General features: G+C 68.6%; 14 protein-coding genes. 8 read left to right on the forward strand and 6 right to left on the reverse strand.

Features of this window, described 5'->3' with window-relative positions:
* Positions 1 to 2: 2 nt before the first annotated feature.
* Positions 3 to 1076, forward strand: coding sequence for a chemotaxis response regulator protein-glutamate methylesterase (locus PGN12_07075; GenBank protein MEH3103653.1), 1074 nt, complete (start codon positions 3 to 5; stop codon positions 1074 to 1076).
* A gap of 10 nt (positions 1077 to 1086) precedes the next feature.
* Complete coding sequence (locus PGN12_07080; GenBank protein ID MEH3103654.1) at positions 1087 to 2766, forward strand: hypothetical protein; 1680 nt, start codon at positions 1087 to 1089, stop codon at positions 2764 to 2766.
* Between the two features lie 144 nt (positions 2767 to 2910).
* On the opposite strand, the gene PGN12_07085 is transcribed toward PGN12_07080, so the two are convergent.
* Positions 2911 to 3201, reverse strand: a complete 291-nt coding sequence (locus tag PGN12_07085; protein MEH3103655.1) for an I78 family peptidase inhibitor — start codon at positions 3199 to 3201, stop codon at positions 2911 to 2913.
* Positions 3198 to 4373: a ribonuclease D gene (gene rnd, locus PGN12_07090; GenBank protein MEH3103656.1), complete on the reverse strand. Its 1176-nt coding sequence runs from the start codon at positions 4371 to 4373 to the stop codon at positions 3198 to 3200. The genes PGN12_07085 and rnd overlap by 4 nt, the downstream gene beginning before the upstream one ends.
* Before the next feature lie 123 nt (positions 4374 to 4496).
* On the opposite strand from rnd, the gene aspS reads away from it, so the two are divergent.
* Positions 4497 to 6314, forward strand: coding sequence for an aspartate--tRNA ligase (gene aspS / locus PGN12_07095; GenBank protein ID MEH3103657.1), 1818 nt, complete (start codon positions 4497 to 4499; stop codon positions 6312 to 6314).
* A gap of 341 nt (positions 6315 to 6655) precedes the next feature.
* Here the strand turns inward: aspS and PGN12_07100 are convergent, their stop codons facing one another.
* A complete protein-coding gene (locus PGN12_07100; GenBank protein MEH3103658.1) occupies positions 6656 to 7285 on the reverse strand; it encodes a carbonic anhydrase in 630 nt (209 codons plus the stop codon).
* Positions 7286 to 7337: 52 nt separating this feature from the next.
* Here PGN12_07100 and lipA point away from each other — a divergent pair, with 52 nt between their 5' ends.
* Positions 7338 to 8267, forward strand: coding sequence for a lipoyl synthase (gene lipA, locus PGN12_07105; protein ID MEH3103659.1), 930 nt, complete (start codon positions 7338 to 7340; stop codon positions 8265 to 8267).
* A gap of 6 nt (positions 8268 to 8273) precedes the next feature.
* Positions 8274 to 8744 (forward strand): type II toxin-antitoxin system RatA family toxin, encoded by a 471-nt coding sequence (locus PGN12_07110; GenBank protein ID MEH3103660.1) that lies wholly within the window; start codon positions 8274 to 8276, stop codon positions 8742 to 8744.
* On the opposite strand, the gene PGN12_07115 is transcribed toward PGN12_07110, so the two are convergent.
* From PGN12_07115 to PGN12_07125, 3 genes are read right to left on the reverse strand one after another with little or no spacing between them, the layout of a single operon-like run.
* Complete coding sequence (locus tag PGN12_07115; protein MEH3103661.1) at positions 8696 to 9208, reverse strand: CinA family protein; 513 nt, start codon at positions 9206 to 9208, stop codon at positions 8696 to 8698. The genes PGN12_07110 and PGN12_07115 overlap by 49 nt on opposite strands.
* Positions 9205 to 9735, reverse strand: a complete 531-nt coding sequence (locus PGN12_07120; GenBank protein ID MEH3103662.1) for a hypothetical protein — start codon at positions 9733 to 9735, stop codon at positions 9205 to 9207. The genes PGN12_07115 and PGN12_07120 overlap by 4 nt, the downstream gene beginning before the upstream one ends.
* On the reverse strand, positions 9732 to 10859 hold the full coding sequence (locus PGN12_07125; protein MEH3103663.1) for a bifunctional 2-C-methyl-D-erythritol 4-phosphate cytidylyltransferase/2-C-methyl-D-erythritol 2,4-cyclodiphosphate synthase: 1128 nt from the start codon (positions 10857 to 10859) through the stop codon (positions 9732 to 9734). Before PGN12_07125 ends, PGN12_07120 begins: the two co-directional genes overlap by 4 nt.
* A gap of 271 nt (positions 10860 to 11130) precedes the next feature.
* Here PGN12_07125 and dusB point away from each other — a divergent pair, with 271 nt between their 5' ends.
* From dusB to ntrC, 3 genes are read left to right on the forward strand one after another with little or no spacing between them, the layout of a single operon-like run.
* Positions 11131 to 12123 carry a tRNA dihydrouridine synthase DusB gene (gene dusB / locus PGN12_07130; GenBank protein MEH3103664.1) on the forward strand — a complete coding sequence of 331 codons (993 nt, stop codon included), beginning with the start codon at positions 11131 to 11133 and terminating at the stop codon, positions 12121 to 12123.
* A complete protein-coding gene (locus tag PGN12_07135; protein MEH3103665.1) occupies positions 12123 to 13184 on the forward strand; it encodes an ATP-binding protein in 1062 nt (353 codons plus the stop codon). Before dusB ends, PGN12_07135 begins: the two co-directional genes overlap by 1 nt.
* Complete coding sequence (gene ntrC / locus PGN12_07140; protein ID MEH3103666.1) at positions 13181 to 14587, forward strand: nitrogen regulation protein NR(I); 1407 nt, start codon at positions 13181 to 13183, stop codon at positions 14585 to 14587. The genes PGN12_07135 and ntrC overlap by 4 nt, the downstream gene beginning before the upstream one ends.
* Positions 14588 to 14625: the final 38 nt, after the last annotated feature.

Below are 14625 nucleotides of genomic sequence, written 5' to 3' on the forward strand. Positions count from 1 at the left end.
CCATGAAGAAGACCCGCGTTCTGATCATCGACGATAGCGCCAGCGTGCGTCAGGCGATGACCGCGATCCTTTCCGCCGATCCGCAGATCGAGGTGATCGCCGCCGCCGCCGACCCGTTCGCCGCTGCGCGCTACATGCAGGCCGAGGTGCCCGACGTCATCACGCTCGACGTCGAGATGCCGCGCATGGACGGGATCACCTTCCTGCGCCGCTTGATGGCGCAATGCCCGGTGCCGGTGGTGATGTGCTCGTCACTGGTCGAGGAAGGGTCGGAGACCCTGTTGCAGGCGCTGGAAGCCGGCGCGGTCGACGTGATCCTGAAGCCGCGGGTCGGGGTCGCCGATCATCTCGCCGAGGCGCATCTGCTGATCCGCGAGACGGTCAAGGGCGCGGCGCGCGCACAGCTGAGCGCCCGTCGCGCCACGCCGTCGCGGGCGCCGCAGCAGAAGCTGTCCGCCGACGCCGTCCTGCCGCCGCCGAGCGGGCGCGCGATGAGCAAGACCACCGAAATGGTGGTGTGCATCGGCGCGTCGACGGGCGGGACCGAGGCGCTGCGCGAGGTGCTGGAGGCGTTGCCCGCCAACTCGCCCGGCATCGTCATCGTCCAGCATATGCCGGAAAGCTTCACGCGCGCCTTCGCGCGGCGGCTCGACGGGCTGTGCCAGATCGACGTCAAGGAGGCCGAGGACGGCGATACGGTGATGCGCGGCCGCGCGCTGATCGCGCCGGGCGGCTTGCGCCACACGATGCTGGAGCGGCAGGGCGCGCGCTATGTCGTCTCGGTCAAGGAAGGCCCGCTCGTGTCGCGGCATCGCCCGTCGGTCGACGTGCTGTTCCGTTCCGCCGCCCGCAACGCCGGCGCGAACGCGGTCGGGATCATCATGACCGGGATGGGCGACGATGGCGCACGCGGGTTGCTGGAGATGAAGACCGCCGGTGCGCGCACCTTCGCGCAGGACGAGGAAACGTCGATCGTGTTCGGGATGCCGAAGGAAGCGATCGCCCGCGGCGCAGCGGACAAGGTCGTGCCGCTCGGCCGGATCGCGCGCGAATTGCTGACCGCGACCGCGCGCTGAACGAAAGGGAATGGGGATGCTGCTGAGCACGATCGATCCGGCGACCGCCACCGCGCTGCCGCTTGGCGGCCTTGCCGACGATCTCGACCTGTTGATCGGCGATCTCGAGTCGCGGTTCCGCGCGGTCGGTGAGACGCTGGCCTCGACGATCGACACCGTCGACCGGATGGCGACCGGATTGGACGAGGTGCAGCGCGCGCTCTCGCCCGAGGTGGCGGGGGCGGCGGTCGACAAGCTGCGGCAGGCCGCACACCGGCTCGGCACCTTGCCCGAGCAGCGCCGGCAACGCGCGGGCCAGATCGGTGCGCTGACGCTGCGCACGCGCGAGCTGCGCGAGTTGCTGTCCGACGTGGCGGAGCTGCTGCGGACGCTCAGCATCTACGGCATGAACATCAAGATCGCCTCGTCAGGCGAGATGTCGTTCGTGCAATTCGCGACCGGCATGGAGGGCAAGCTCGACAGCGGCCGGCGCGAGCTGAAGCAGTTCGAGCAGGAATTGGCCAGCTTCGGCACCGTCGTGCGCGACGTGAAGGAAGCCGACGACCTGCTCGCCGACGAATGCCGCAAGGTGCCCGCGACCGTGCCGGCCGAATTGTCCGGCAATGCCGACGTCCTCGAACGCCATCTCGAGTCGACCGCACGGATGGCGCGCGACGTGCGCACGATCATGCAGCAGGTGCAGGGCGCGGTTGCGAACATTCTCGGCGCGATTCAGGTCGGCGACAGCGTGCGGCAGCGCGTCGAACATTGCGCGGCGATCCTGCGCGCGGCGCAGGCAGAGGTCGACGCCCCGGGTGCGAGCGCGCATCTGTCGCGGCTGGTCGCAGCACAGATGGCGGGGATCGCGGACGATTTTCGGCGCGAAATGAGCGCATTGGTCGGCTCGCTTGCGCAACTCGGGCCGCTTGCCGAGGGGCTGATGAAGATCATCGCCGCGCAGGCGCAGGGCGAGGAGAGCGAGGCGCTCGGCAAGCTGCAAAGCGGAATCGCCGGACTCGGCCATGTCACCGGCCGGCTGAGCGAGGCGGATCGCCAGCTCGAAGGGCTGACCGCTTATGTCGCGAACACGATCGCCGACCTGTCGCGTGGGCTGGGGCGGATCCAGCGGATCGCGATGGACGTGCAGGATATCTCCACCAACACCCGGCTGCTGTGTCGCCGGCATGGTATCATCGGGCGTGCGGTGGCGGTGATCGCGACCGAGGTGAACCCGTGCGCGACCCGCCTGACGCGGCTGAGCAGCGATATCGAGCGCGTCGTGCAGTCGCTGGGACTGCTCGACCTGCATCCCGACGGCAGCAATGGCGCGGGCGGCTCGACCGGCGCGCTCGACGACGCGTTGGCAGTGGTGCGTAGTGCCTGTGAAACCTCCGACCACGCCATGGCGAATGGCGGCGACGAGGCGCGGCGGATCATCGCCACGCTGCAGGAAGATGTCGGCGCGTTGCAGCACGAACAGGCGTTCGCCGACCAGCTCGATGTCGGTGCGGTGGTGCTCAACCGGCAGGCGATCGAAACCGCGCTGACCCCCGCCGACGAGGCGGCGTTGCAGAGGCTGCTGCCATGGGCGGGCGCGCTCTACACCATGGCTTCGGAACGCGCGATCCACGCGGCGTTCCTGCTGCCCGGCATGGAACCCGCCGCCGCACCTGCGGCGGCGTTCGACGAGGATGACGACGGACTGTTCTGACGCATGCAGGCGGGATCAGTGACTTCTCCCATCCGTTCGTGCTGAGCTTGTCGAAGTACGGGGTGCCGGGCACGCCCTTCGACAGGCTCAGGGCGAATGGCGGTTCTGGTGCATGGCGTCAGATCGGTCGCGACGCAGCGGCACTCACCCGCAGCTGAACTTCACCACCTTGCCCGCCGGATCGCGCTCGACGTTCAGCCGGTCGGGGCGGAAGTCCTCCGTTATCATGTCGCCGCTGCGATAGCTGCGCACCGATCGCGCCCCGCTCAGCCGCTGGGCCTCGGCGGTCGCCTCCGCCGCCGCACGCCCGACCAGCGCCTGCACCGCATTGGCGTCGCACTGCACGCCCGGCGCGGCGGCGTCCGCGACCGGGACCGCCGGCTTCGCACACGCGCCCAGCGCCAGCGCCGCGACCACCCCGACCGCCCGCATCATGCCGCCGCCTCCGTCCGCGTCATCTTCAGCCGCCCGTCCTGCACCGCAAACCCCAGCCGTCCCTCGACCAGATCGAGCGCATCCTGCCCGAACTGGTCGAACCGCCAGCCCTGCAGGATCTGCAAACCCTGCCGCTGCCCCGCCGCGAGCAATTCCAGCTCGTCGCCGCGCGCGAGCAGCCGCGGCGCGACGTCGATGTCGCGGGCGCGGATCTTGAGCAGCAGCTTGAGCAGATCGGCGACCAGCGCACCTTCCTTGCCCAGCCCCGGCTTGCGATCCTCGCGGGGCGGCATCTCGTCGTCGGGCAGCGGCTGTGCGCCCTCGATCGCCGCCATCAGCCGCGCACCGATGTCGTTGCCCGCCCAGGTCTGCGACAGCCCACGCACCTTGGCGAGATCGGCCTGCTTGCGCGGCGCATGGCCGGCGAGATCGGCGATCGTCTCGTCCTTGACGATCCGACCGCGCGGCAGGTCCTTGGCCTGCGCCTCCAGCTCGCGCCACTTGGCGATCGCCTTCAGCCGGCCGAGCACCTCGGGCTTGCGGCTCGACACGCGCACGCGCTTCCACGCGACATCGGGGTCGTTGGCGTAATTGGCCGGATCGGCCAGCCGCTCCATTTCCTGATCCAGCCATGCGCCGCGCCCGGTCTTGCGCAGTCGTTCCAGCATCTTGGGGAAGATCTTCGACAGATGCGTCACGTCGCCGATCGCATATTCGATCTGCCGCGCGTCGAGCGGGCGGCGCGCCCAGTCGGTGAAGCGCGCGCCCTTGTCGATCTGCACGCCCAGCCAGCTGTCGACGAGGTTCGAGTAACCGATCTGCTCGCCCTGACCCAGCGCCATCGCCGCGATCTGCGTGTCGAACAGCGGGTGCGGGGTGCGCCCGGTGAGATTGTAGATGATCTCGATATCCTGCCCGCCGGCGTGGAAGACCTTGAGCACGCCCTCATTGTCGACCAGCAGGTCGAGCAGCGGCCCCAGGTCGAGCCCCGGGGCCATCGGGTCGATCGCGGCGGCCTCCTCGGTATCGGCGATCTGGATCAGGCAGAGCTCCGGATAATAGGTGCTCTCGCGCATGAACTCGGTGTCGACGGTGACGAACGGGGCATCGGCAAGGCGGGCACAGAGATTGGCGAGCGTTGCGCTGTCGGTGATGAGCGGATGGACGTGCATAGACGCTCGTCCATAGACCCGTGCACGCGCCTTGACAAAGTGGGTTGCGACGGGGGAGGGCGGGGGCTGTCAAAAACGCTTCATCGTCGCGCTGGGCGCGGCGACATCAGTCAGAGATCATCCATGCACGCCTATCGCACCCACCATTGCGCCGCGCTGTCCGCCGATCAGGCCGGCGACACCGTCCGCCTCTCCGGCTGGGTGCATCGCAAGCGCGACCACGGCGGCGTGCTGTTCGTCGACCTGCGCGACCATTACGGCATCACGCAGATCGTCGCCGACAGCGACTCGCCGGCGCTGGCGATCCTCGATGCGGTGCGCGTCGAGTCGGTGGTGACGATCGACGGCAATGTGAAGCGCCGCTCCGAAGGCACCGTGAACCCGAACCTCGCCACCGGCGAGATCGAGGTCTATGCGCGCGCCGCGACCGTGCTGTCGGCGGCCGAGGAACTGCCGATGCCGGTCGCGGGCGAGCAGGACTATCCCGAGGACATCCGCCTCCGCTATCGGTTCCTCGACCTGCGCCGCGAGACGCTCCACGCCAATATCGTGCGTCGGACCAAGGTGATCTCCGACATGCGCCGCCGCATGGAGGATGCCGGCTTCACCGAATATTCGACCCCGATCCTCACCGCCTCGTCGCCGGAGGGCGCGCGCGACTTCCTGGTGCCGAGCCGCATTCATCCGGGCAAATTCTACGCGCTTCCGCAGGCGCCGCAGCAATACAAGCAATTGCTGATGGTCGCGGGCTTCGACCGCTATTTCCAGATCGCGCCGTGCTTCCGCGACGAAGACCCGCGCGCCGACCGGCTGCCGGGCGAATTCTACCAGCTCGATCTCGAGATGAGCTTCGTCACGCAGGAAGAGGTGTGGGAGACGATGGAGCCGGTGATCGGCGGCATCTTCGAGAAATTCGCCGACGGCCGCACCGTCACCCCGATCGGCGAATTCCCGCGCATCCCCTATGACGAGGCGATGCTGAAATACGGCAGCGACAAGCCCGATCTGCGTAACCCGCTGCTGATTACCGACGTGTCGTCGCATTTCACGACCTCGGGTTTCGGGCTGTTCGAGAAGATCGTCGGCTCGGGCGGCGTCGTCCGCGCGATCCCGGCGCCGGGCACCGCCGAGAAGAGCCGCAAGTTCTTCGACGAGATGAACGACTGGGCGCGCAGCGAGGGCCACGCCGGGCTTGGTTACGTCACCCGCAAAAACGGCGAGTTCGGGGGGCCGATCGCCAAGAATCATGGCACCGAGGGCATGGAGGCGCTCTATTCCGCGCTCGGTCTTGGTCCCGACGACGGATTGTTCTTCGCCGCGGGCAAGCCGGAACAGGCCGCGAAGCTGGCGGGTCTGGCGCGCACCCGCGTCGCCGACCAGCTCGGGCTGATCGAGCAGGGCGCGTTCCGGCTGTGCTGGATCGTCGACTTCCCCTTCTACGAATATGACGAGGACGAGAAGAAGGTCGAGTTCGCGCACAACCCCTTCTCGATGCCGCAGGGCGGGATGGACGCGCTCAACGGGCAGGACCCGCTGACGATCAAGGCGTATCAGTACGATCTGGTCTGCAACGGTTACGAGATCGCCTCGGGCTCGATCCGCAATCAGTCGCCCGAGCTGATGGTCAAGGCGTTCGAGCTGGTCGGGCTGTCCAAGGCGGATGTCGAGGAGCGGTTCGGCGGCCTCTATCGCGCCTTCCAGTACGGCGCGCCGCCACACGGCGGGATGGCAGCGGGCGTCGACCGCATCGTCATGCTGGTGTGCGACGCGCAGAACCTGCGCGAGGTGTCGCTGTTCCCGATGAACCAGCGCGCCGAGGACCTGCTGATGGGCGCACCGTCGCCCGCCTCGACGAAGCAGCTCCGCGAACTGAGTGTCCGTGTCACGGCAGACGCGCTGAAGAAGGACGCCGCCGCGACGGTCAGTCCGCACGCGGGGTGAGCTTTAGTGGCCAGTCCCGTCATTCCCGCGAAGGCGGGAATCCAGACGCGCAGGTCATCGTTGGAGCCGCTGTCGTCAGCGGTTCTGGATTCCCGCCTTCGCGGGAATGACGGTGTCTCGCCGTCGCCCCTGCGCAGGCAGGGGCCCATGTCTGTCGCGTGGCGCGGAACCGTGTGGACGCATGTCCGGCCCGTGTGTCCGCGCCCGCACACTTCCAATCCACAGCCATAGGCCCCTGCCTGCGCAGGGGCGACGGCTTTTGCGGCAAGGCCAACCCCACAAACAAACGGCCGCCCCGCTCCCGCAAGGGAACGAGGCGGCCGCCTTCACATCACACGCGCTTACGCGGCTTCGTAATGCCCGTCTTCCTGCAGCACGTTCAGCTTGCCGTCCTTGATCGCGAACACCGCGCCGTGGATCTTCAGCGAGCCGTCCTCCAGCCGCTGCTGGACGAACGGGAAGGTCTTGAGGTTCTTGATCGACACCTTCACGCCCTCGCGCTCCAGTGCGGTCTGCCCCTCGGGGCCGTCGCCATGTTCGGCGATCACCTTCTCGCGCGCTTCGTCGAGCAGCTTGATCCATTCGGCGACGAACCCGCCTTCACCCGGCTTGGCGTCGCGCAGCGCGCCCGAGAGCGACGCCTTGACGCCACCGCACTGGCCGTGGCCCAGCACCAGGATCTCGTCGACCTTCAGCACCGTCACCGCGAACTCGACCGCCGCCGAGACGCCATGCAGACCGCCCGACGGATCGAACGGCGGCACGAGGTTGGCGACGTTGCGCACCACGAACACCTCGCCCGGCACCGTGCCGAAGATCGTCGCCGGATCGACGCGGCTGTCGGAGCAGGCGATCACCATCACCTTGGGCGCCTGACCCTCGGCCAGCTTGCTCCAGCTCTCGCGCTCCTCGATCCATTCGTTGCCGCGGAAGCGGTAATAGCCCTCGATCAGGTCGTGGAACTTTCTCATGCGGTAAAAGCCCTTCGTTGTTTCGGGTGGAAGTAAACGCTATCTGCTGCCCATGAACGACATGACCCCGCTCCCGGCTCCCCAGCGGCAACGCAAGCCCGACTGGATTCGGGTAAAAGCCCCGACCAGCGAGGGCTTCGCCGCAACTCGCGCGCTGATGCGCTCGAAGAGCCTGACGACGGTGTGTGAAGAGGCCGCCTGCCCGAACATCGGGGAGTGCTGGACCAAGAAGCATGCCACCGTCATGATCCTCGGCGACACGTGTACGCGCGCCTGCGCCTTCTGCAACGTGAAGACGGGGATGCCGCGCGCGGTCGATCCGATGGAACCGCAGAACGTCGCCGATGCGGCGGCGCAGATGGGGTTGGCGCATATCGTCGTGACCTCGGTGGATCGCGACGATCTGCCCGATGGCGGTGCGAAGCAGTTCGTGAGGGTCATCGAGGCCATCCGTCGCACCAATCCAAATACCACGATCGAAATTCTGACCCCCGATTTCCGCAACAAGCATGAGGCGGCGGTCGAGGCAATCGTTGCCGCACGTCCGGACGTATATAATCACAATCTGGAAACCGTGCCCCGGCTGTATCCGACCATCCGGCCCGGTGCGCGTTATTATGCATCGCTGCGATTGCTTGAAAGCGTCAAGAAACTTGATCCATCGATCTTCACCAAGTCCGGGATCATGCTCGGTCTGGGCGAGGAACGGCTGGAAGTTCATCAGGTGATGGACGACATGCGCTCCGCCGACATCGATTTCCTGACGATGGGTCAGTATCTCCAGCCGACGCCGCGCCACGCCAAGGTCGCCGCTTTCGTCACCCCGGCGGCGTTCGACGCTTATGCCGCGATCGGGCGCGCCAAGGGTTTCCTGCTGGTCGCCTCGTCGCCGCTGACGCGGTCGAGCTATCACGCCGGTGACGATTTCGCGAAGATGAAGGCAGCGCGCGACGCGAAGCTGGCCGCGCGCGTCTCCGCCTGATCCGGAATGCCCAAGCATAGCGAGACGCGGCGGCTGCCCTACACGCCGGAGCAGATGTTCGACCTGGTCGCGGATGTGCGGCGCTACCCGGAATTCCTGCCGTGGGTCAGCGCGATGCGCGTCCGCAAGGACACGCCTGAGGAAACGCTCGCCGACATGATCGTCGGCTTCAAGGGGCTGCGCGAGACCTTCACCTCGAAGGTGACGAAGCAGCACCCCGAGACGATCCGCGTCGAATATATCGAGGGGCCGCTCAAGTACCTGAACAACGACTGGCGATTTCGCGCGGACGGAGAGGGCGGGTGCCTCGTCGATTTCTCGGTCGATTTCGCGTTCAAGAACCGGATGTTCGAGATGCTCGCCGGGCAGGTGTTCGGCGTCGCGCTGCGCCGGATGATCGGCGCGTTCGAGGAACGCGCGGCGAAGCTCTACGGCGCGTCGGGCAGCAGCAGCTCCAGCGCGCACAGCGCCGCCTGAAGCCGCACCCCGCCGCGGCCGAGATCGCCGAAGAAGCGCTTGTCGGCGATCACGTCCGCGGGATCGCCGCCGCGCTCGGCGCGCGCGAACACCACGGTGCCAACCGGCTTCTTCTCGCTGCCGCCGCCCGGCCCGGCGACGCCGGTGATCGCGACCGCGACATCGGCGTCCGACTTGGCGAGCGCGCCCTGCGCCATGCTCCACGCCACCGCGATCGACACCGCGCCGAACGTGTCGAGCACGTCGCCGCTGACGTTGAGCAGCTTCTGCTTGGCGGAGTTGGAATAGGTCACGAACCCGGCCTCGACCACGTCGGACGAGCCGGGGATTTCGGTCAGCGCCGCCGCGACCAAGCCGCCGGTGCAGCTTTCGGCGACCGCGACACGGCGTCCGGCGGCGCGGTTCGCCTCGACCACGCGGCGCGCGGCGTCGACCAATTCCTGTGGCAAGGTGATGTCGTTCATCGTGCGGCCCCCGCCGGGCACACCGGCAGATCGGGGATGTCGGTACGCTTCCCCTTGTTCTTCTCGGACTTCAGATATTGCAGCGTCGCGACCACGATTCCGGCGGTGTTGCGCGCCGGCAGCGGCTCGAGCAGCGTGACCAGCCGGTCGAGCGTCGGGCAATCGCCGGCCTGGATGCGCCCGGTAATCTGCGGCGCGAAAAGCGAGGTGAGCATCGGGCGCGCATAGTCGCTGAGCAGCAGCAGTTCCACCGCCGGATCGCTGAGCTTCGCGATCGCGGTGCGCGCCGCCGGCCAGGCGCGATCGGCCTCGCGGTCGTATTTGGCGAGGAACTCGCCGCTCTGTCGCTTGAGCAGGCTGGTCGCGGGCAGCGCCGCGCAGACCCGCCCGGCATCGCGGATGATCTCGGGCATCGCCACCAGCGCGATCGACTCGGCGTCGGTGGTGCTCAGGCACGGCGTCTGCGCTGCGGCGGCCGGTGCCGCCAGCATCGCGACCAGTGCGCACAACCCCGCGACGCGCTTCATGCCCGACTCCCACGCGGCAGCTCGATGGTCGCGACGGCCTGTGCCGCGATGCCCTCGCCACGGCCCGTGAACCCTAGTCGCTCGGTGGTGGTCGCCTTCACGCTGACCCGATCGGTCGAGAGGCCCAGAAGTTCCGCGATCCGCGCCTGCATCGCCGCGCGATGCGGTCCGATCTTGGGCGCCTCGCACATCAGCGTCAGGTCGACGAACGTGATCCGGCCGCCGCGCCCCTCGACCAGCGAGCGCGCGTGCGAGAGGAACTGCCCCGATTCGGCACCACGCCATTGCGGATCGCTCGGCGGGAAGTGCGTGCCGATATCGCCCGCCGCGATCGTGCCGAGCACCGCGTCGGTGATCGCGTGGAGCGCGACATCGGCGTCGCTATGCCCCGACAGGCCCTGATGATGCGGGATCAGCACGCCGCCGAGCCACAATTCCTCGCCATCCTCCAGCCGGTGGACGTCGAAGCCGCTCGCCGAGCGCGTCTCGGTCGCGACGCGCGCCTCGGCGACCGCGAAATCGGCGGGATAGGTAATCTTGTCCAGCATCGTGTCGCCTTCGACCATCGTAACGCTTTTGCCCAGCGCGCGCACCATCTGCGCATCGTCAGTGGCAACCGGTCCGTCCCATGCGGCATGCGCGGCGGCGAGTGTGTCAACGCGGAACGCCTGCGGGGTCTGGACGCGGCGCAGCGTCTCGCGCGCGATGGTCGCGTTGTCGGTCGACACCAGCGTGTCGGCGACCGGCAGCACCGGGATCGCGCCCTCCGCCTGATCGAGCGCGGCGAGCAGCCGGTCGATTACCGCCGCGGGCACGAACGGCCGCGCCGCGTCATGGACCAGTACGCGCGTTGCGTCGCCCAGCGCGGCAAGGCCGGCGGCGACGCTGTCGCGCCGCTCCGCACCGCCCGTCACCCACGCGGCATCGGGCAGCGCGGCGCGCAGCAGCGGCTCCTGTCCGGGCGAGACGACGACCAGCACGCGCTCGATCGCAGGGTGCGCGGCGAGCGCGTCGTAACTCCACGCCAGCATCGCGCGACCCGCGATGGGCGCGAATTGCTTGGGAAGCGTGCTGCCGCTGCGGGAGCCGGTGCCGGCGGCGACGATAAGGGCGACCGTGGTCATGTGCGCGCCCCTAAAGGAGGATCGAGCGCGAGGGAATGGCCCTCCCTCCTGTCTGTGACGCTGCTGGCATGTAGAGTTTGCGGAGGGAAGCCGGGCCCCCTCCCCGTTCGCCCTGAGCTTGTCGAAGGGCGTGCCCCGGACGCACGTGCTTCGACAGGCTCAGCACGAACGGGGAGGGGGGTAGCCGCCCCGTGCGAGGCCTCGCTCCCAACCTTGCCCGAATCGCCGGAATCGCCTATCTGCCCATTTTTCAGGCAGCTTCCGAAATCCTATGCTCCGACCCATTCAGATCGGCGACGTCCGCATCGACGAACCCGTCGTCCTCGCGCCGATGACCGGCGTGACCGATCAGCCGTTCCGCACGCTCGTCCGCCGCTACGGCTCGGGGCTCAACGTCACCGAGATGATCGCCAGCCAGGCCGCGATTCGCGAGACGCGCCAGTCGATCCAGAAGGCGGCGTGGCACCTGTCCGAGGAACCGGTGTCGATGCAGCTCGTCGGCTGCACCCCCTATGAGATGGCCGAGGCCGCCAAGCTGGCGCGCGACAAGGGCGCGGCGATCATCGACATCAACATGGGCTGCCCGGTCCGCAAGGTGACCAACGGCGACGCCGGCTCGGCGCTGATGCGCGACCTGAAGCTCGCGACGCAGCTGATCGCGGCGATCGTCGCGGCGGTCGACGCGCCGGTGACGCTCAAGATGCGGATGGGCTGGTGCCACGACAGCCTCAACGCTCCCGAACTCGCGCGGATCGCCGAGGATCTCGGCGTGCAGATGGTCACCGTCCACGGCCGCACCCGCAACCAGATGTACAAGGGCAGCGCCGACTGGCGCTTCATCCGTTCGGTCAAGGATGCGGTGGCGATCCCGGTGATCGCCAATGGCGACATCTGCTCGATCGAGGATGCGGGCGCGGCGCTGGAGCAATCGGGTGCCGACGGGATCATGATCGGGCGCGGCGCCTATGGTCGTCCGTGGCTGCTCGCGCAGGTCATGCACTGGCTGCGCACCGGCGAGCGGCTGCCCGACCCGTCGCTTGACGAGCAATATCGAGTCATTGCCGAACATTATGACGCGATGCTGGAGCATTACGGCACCTTCACGGGCGTCAACATGGCGCGTAAGCACATCGGCTGGTACACCAAGGGGCTGAACGGCTCGGCGGAGTTCCGCAACCGCGTCAACCAGGAGCCCGACGCCGATCGCGTCAAGGCGATGCTTGCCGACTTCTACGCGCCCTATCGGCTGAGCGCTGCGGCGTGATGCTCGAGACGCGCGGGCCGGAGGCGGCGGAGCTGCTCGCCGCGCTGCCGGTCGCGGTGCTGGTGGTCGACGCCGCGGACCGGATCGCGCGCGTCAATGCCGAGTGCGAGACGCTGTTGAACCTGTCGGAACGCGCGATGATCGGCCAGCCGCTGGCCGCGATCCTGTCCTTTCCCGATGCCGAGGCGCGCCGCGACGCGCACGCCTTCGCGATCTTCGACGCCGATGTGGAGACGGCCCGCGGGCTTCGGCTGCGCGTCGACCTGATCGAGGCGGCGGTGGTCGATCATCCCGGCTGGCGCACGATCACGCTCCACCATGCCGGCGCGTCGCGGCGGCTCGGCGTCTCGACCGATCGCGCTGCGGCTGCGCGCTCGGCGGTCGGCGCGGCGGCGATGCTCGCGCACGAGATCAAGAACCCGCTGTCGAGCATCCGCGGCGCGGCACAGCTGATCGCGGACGGCGTCGACACCGCCGAGCTGACGCAATTGATGATCGCCGAGGTCGACCGGATCACCGCGCTGATCGACCATATGGAGGACTTTACCGACACCCGCCCGCGCGAGGTGTCGTCGATGAACATCTATCCGCTGCTCGCGCACGCACGCGGCGTCGCGCTGGCCGGCTTCGCGCGCGGCGTGGCGATCGAGGAACGCTACGATCCCTCTTTGCCGCCGGCGATGGGCAACAGCGACTCGCTGCTGCAGGTGATCCTCAACCTGCTCAAGAACGCCGCCGCCGCGCTTGGCGAGCGTGGCGAGCGCCGCATCACGCTCGCCACCGCGTATCGCCACGGCGTCACGGTCGCGGCGGGGAAGGGACGCGGCCGCACGCCGCTGCCGATCGAGATCTGCGTGATCGACAGCGGGCCGGGCGCGCCCCCCGACATCGCGGATCATTTATTCGACCCCTTCGTGTCGGGCCGGCCGGAGGGCAAGGGGCTGGGGCTCGCTTTGGTCGACAAGCTGGTCCGCGACATGGGCGGGATCGTGCAATATTCGCGCGAGGGCACGCCGCATCAGACCGTGTTCCGCATCCTGCTTCCGAGGGCGAGCGCATGACGCGCGTTCTGCTGGTCGACGACGACGACGCGATCCGCACCGTCGTCGCGCACGCGCTGCGTCGTGCCGGGCACGAGGTGCGCACCGCAGCGACGCTTGCCGAGCTGGAGCGCGAGCTGGCCGGCCATCCGCCCGACGTACTGCTCAGCGACGTCGTGCTGCCCGACGGCGACGGGATCGACCATGTCGCGCAGGTGCTGGCGGCGCGCCCCGATCTGCCGGTGATCGTGCTGTCGGCGCGCAACACGCTGACCACCGCGGTCCGCGCTACCGAGGCCGGCGCTTATGACTATCTCCCCAAGCCCTTTGACCTCGACACGCTGACCCGCACCGTCGCCGCGGCGCTCGCGCGCGGCGGGCGCAGCGGCGAGACGCTGGCGAGCGACGACGATCCCTCATTGCCGCTGATCGGGCGCTCGCCGGCGATGCAGGACGTGTACCGCGTGATCGCGCGCGTCGTCTCGAACGACCTCACCGTGCTGGTGTCCGGCGAATCGGGCACCGGCAAGGAGCTGGTCGCGCGCGCGATCCACGATCTCGGCGCGCGCCGCGCTGCGCCGTTCGTGCCGATCAACATGGCCGCGATCCCGCGCGAGCTCATCGAGGCGGAATTGTTCGGCCACGAACGCGGCGCGTTCACCGGCGCGGCGCAGCGCAACGCCGGCCGCTTCGAGCAGGCGGCGGGCGGCACCCTGTTCCTCGACGAGATCGGCGACATGCCGATCGAGGCGCAGACCCGGCTGCTGCGCGTGCTGCAATCGGGCGAGTTCACCACCGTCGGCGGCGCGCGCACGATCCGCGCCGACGTCCGCATCGTCGCCGCCACCAACCGCGACCTGCAACAGGCGGTGGCGAGCGGGCAGTTCCGCGAAGATCTCTATTATCGCCTCAACGTCGTGCCCGTCGCGCTCCCGCCCTTGCGTGAACGCCGCGGCGACGTTGCGGAGCTTGCCCGGCATTTCCTCGATCGCGCTGCCGCCGAGGGGCTGCCCCGCAAGACGCTGGACGAGGCCGCCGTCGCGGTGCTGGAGGCGCATGACTGGCCCGGCAACGTCCGCGAACTGGAAAATCTGATGCGCCGGCTCGCGGCCTTGTCGCGTGACGACCGGATCGGTGCAACCGAGCTGGGCGCGACGATCGGCGGCGGTGCGCCGGTCGAGGCCGCGGCCGATCCGGGGATCGAGGCGGCGGTGCGCGCGATGATCGAGCGGCTGGCGCGGCAGGAACCGCGCGCGCTCGACGACGGCTCGCTCTATGCGCGGATCATCGGCGAGGTCGAACGCCCGTTGATCGAGGCGATGCTGGCGCGCCACGGCGGCAACCAGCTCCGCGCCGCCCGCGCGATCGGCCTCAACCGCAACACGCTGCGCAAGCGACTGGACATGCTCGGCATCGACGTTTGAGGTTGGTCTGGGATCGTCCCGATTCTCCGTCCCCCCGG

This window comes from Sphingomonas phyllosphaerae (assembly GCA_036946405.1).
GTDB classification, from domain to species: domain Bacteria; phylum Pseudomonadota; class Alphaproteobacteria; order Sphingomonadales; family Sphingomonadaceae; genus Sphingomonas; species Sphingomonas phyllosphaerae_D.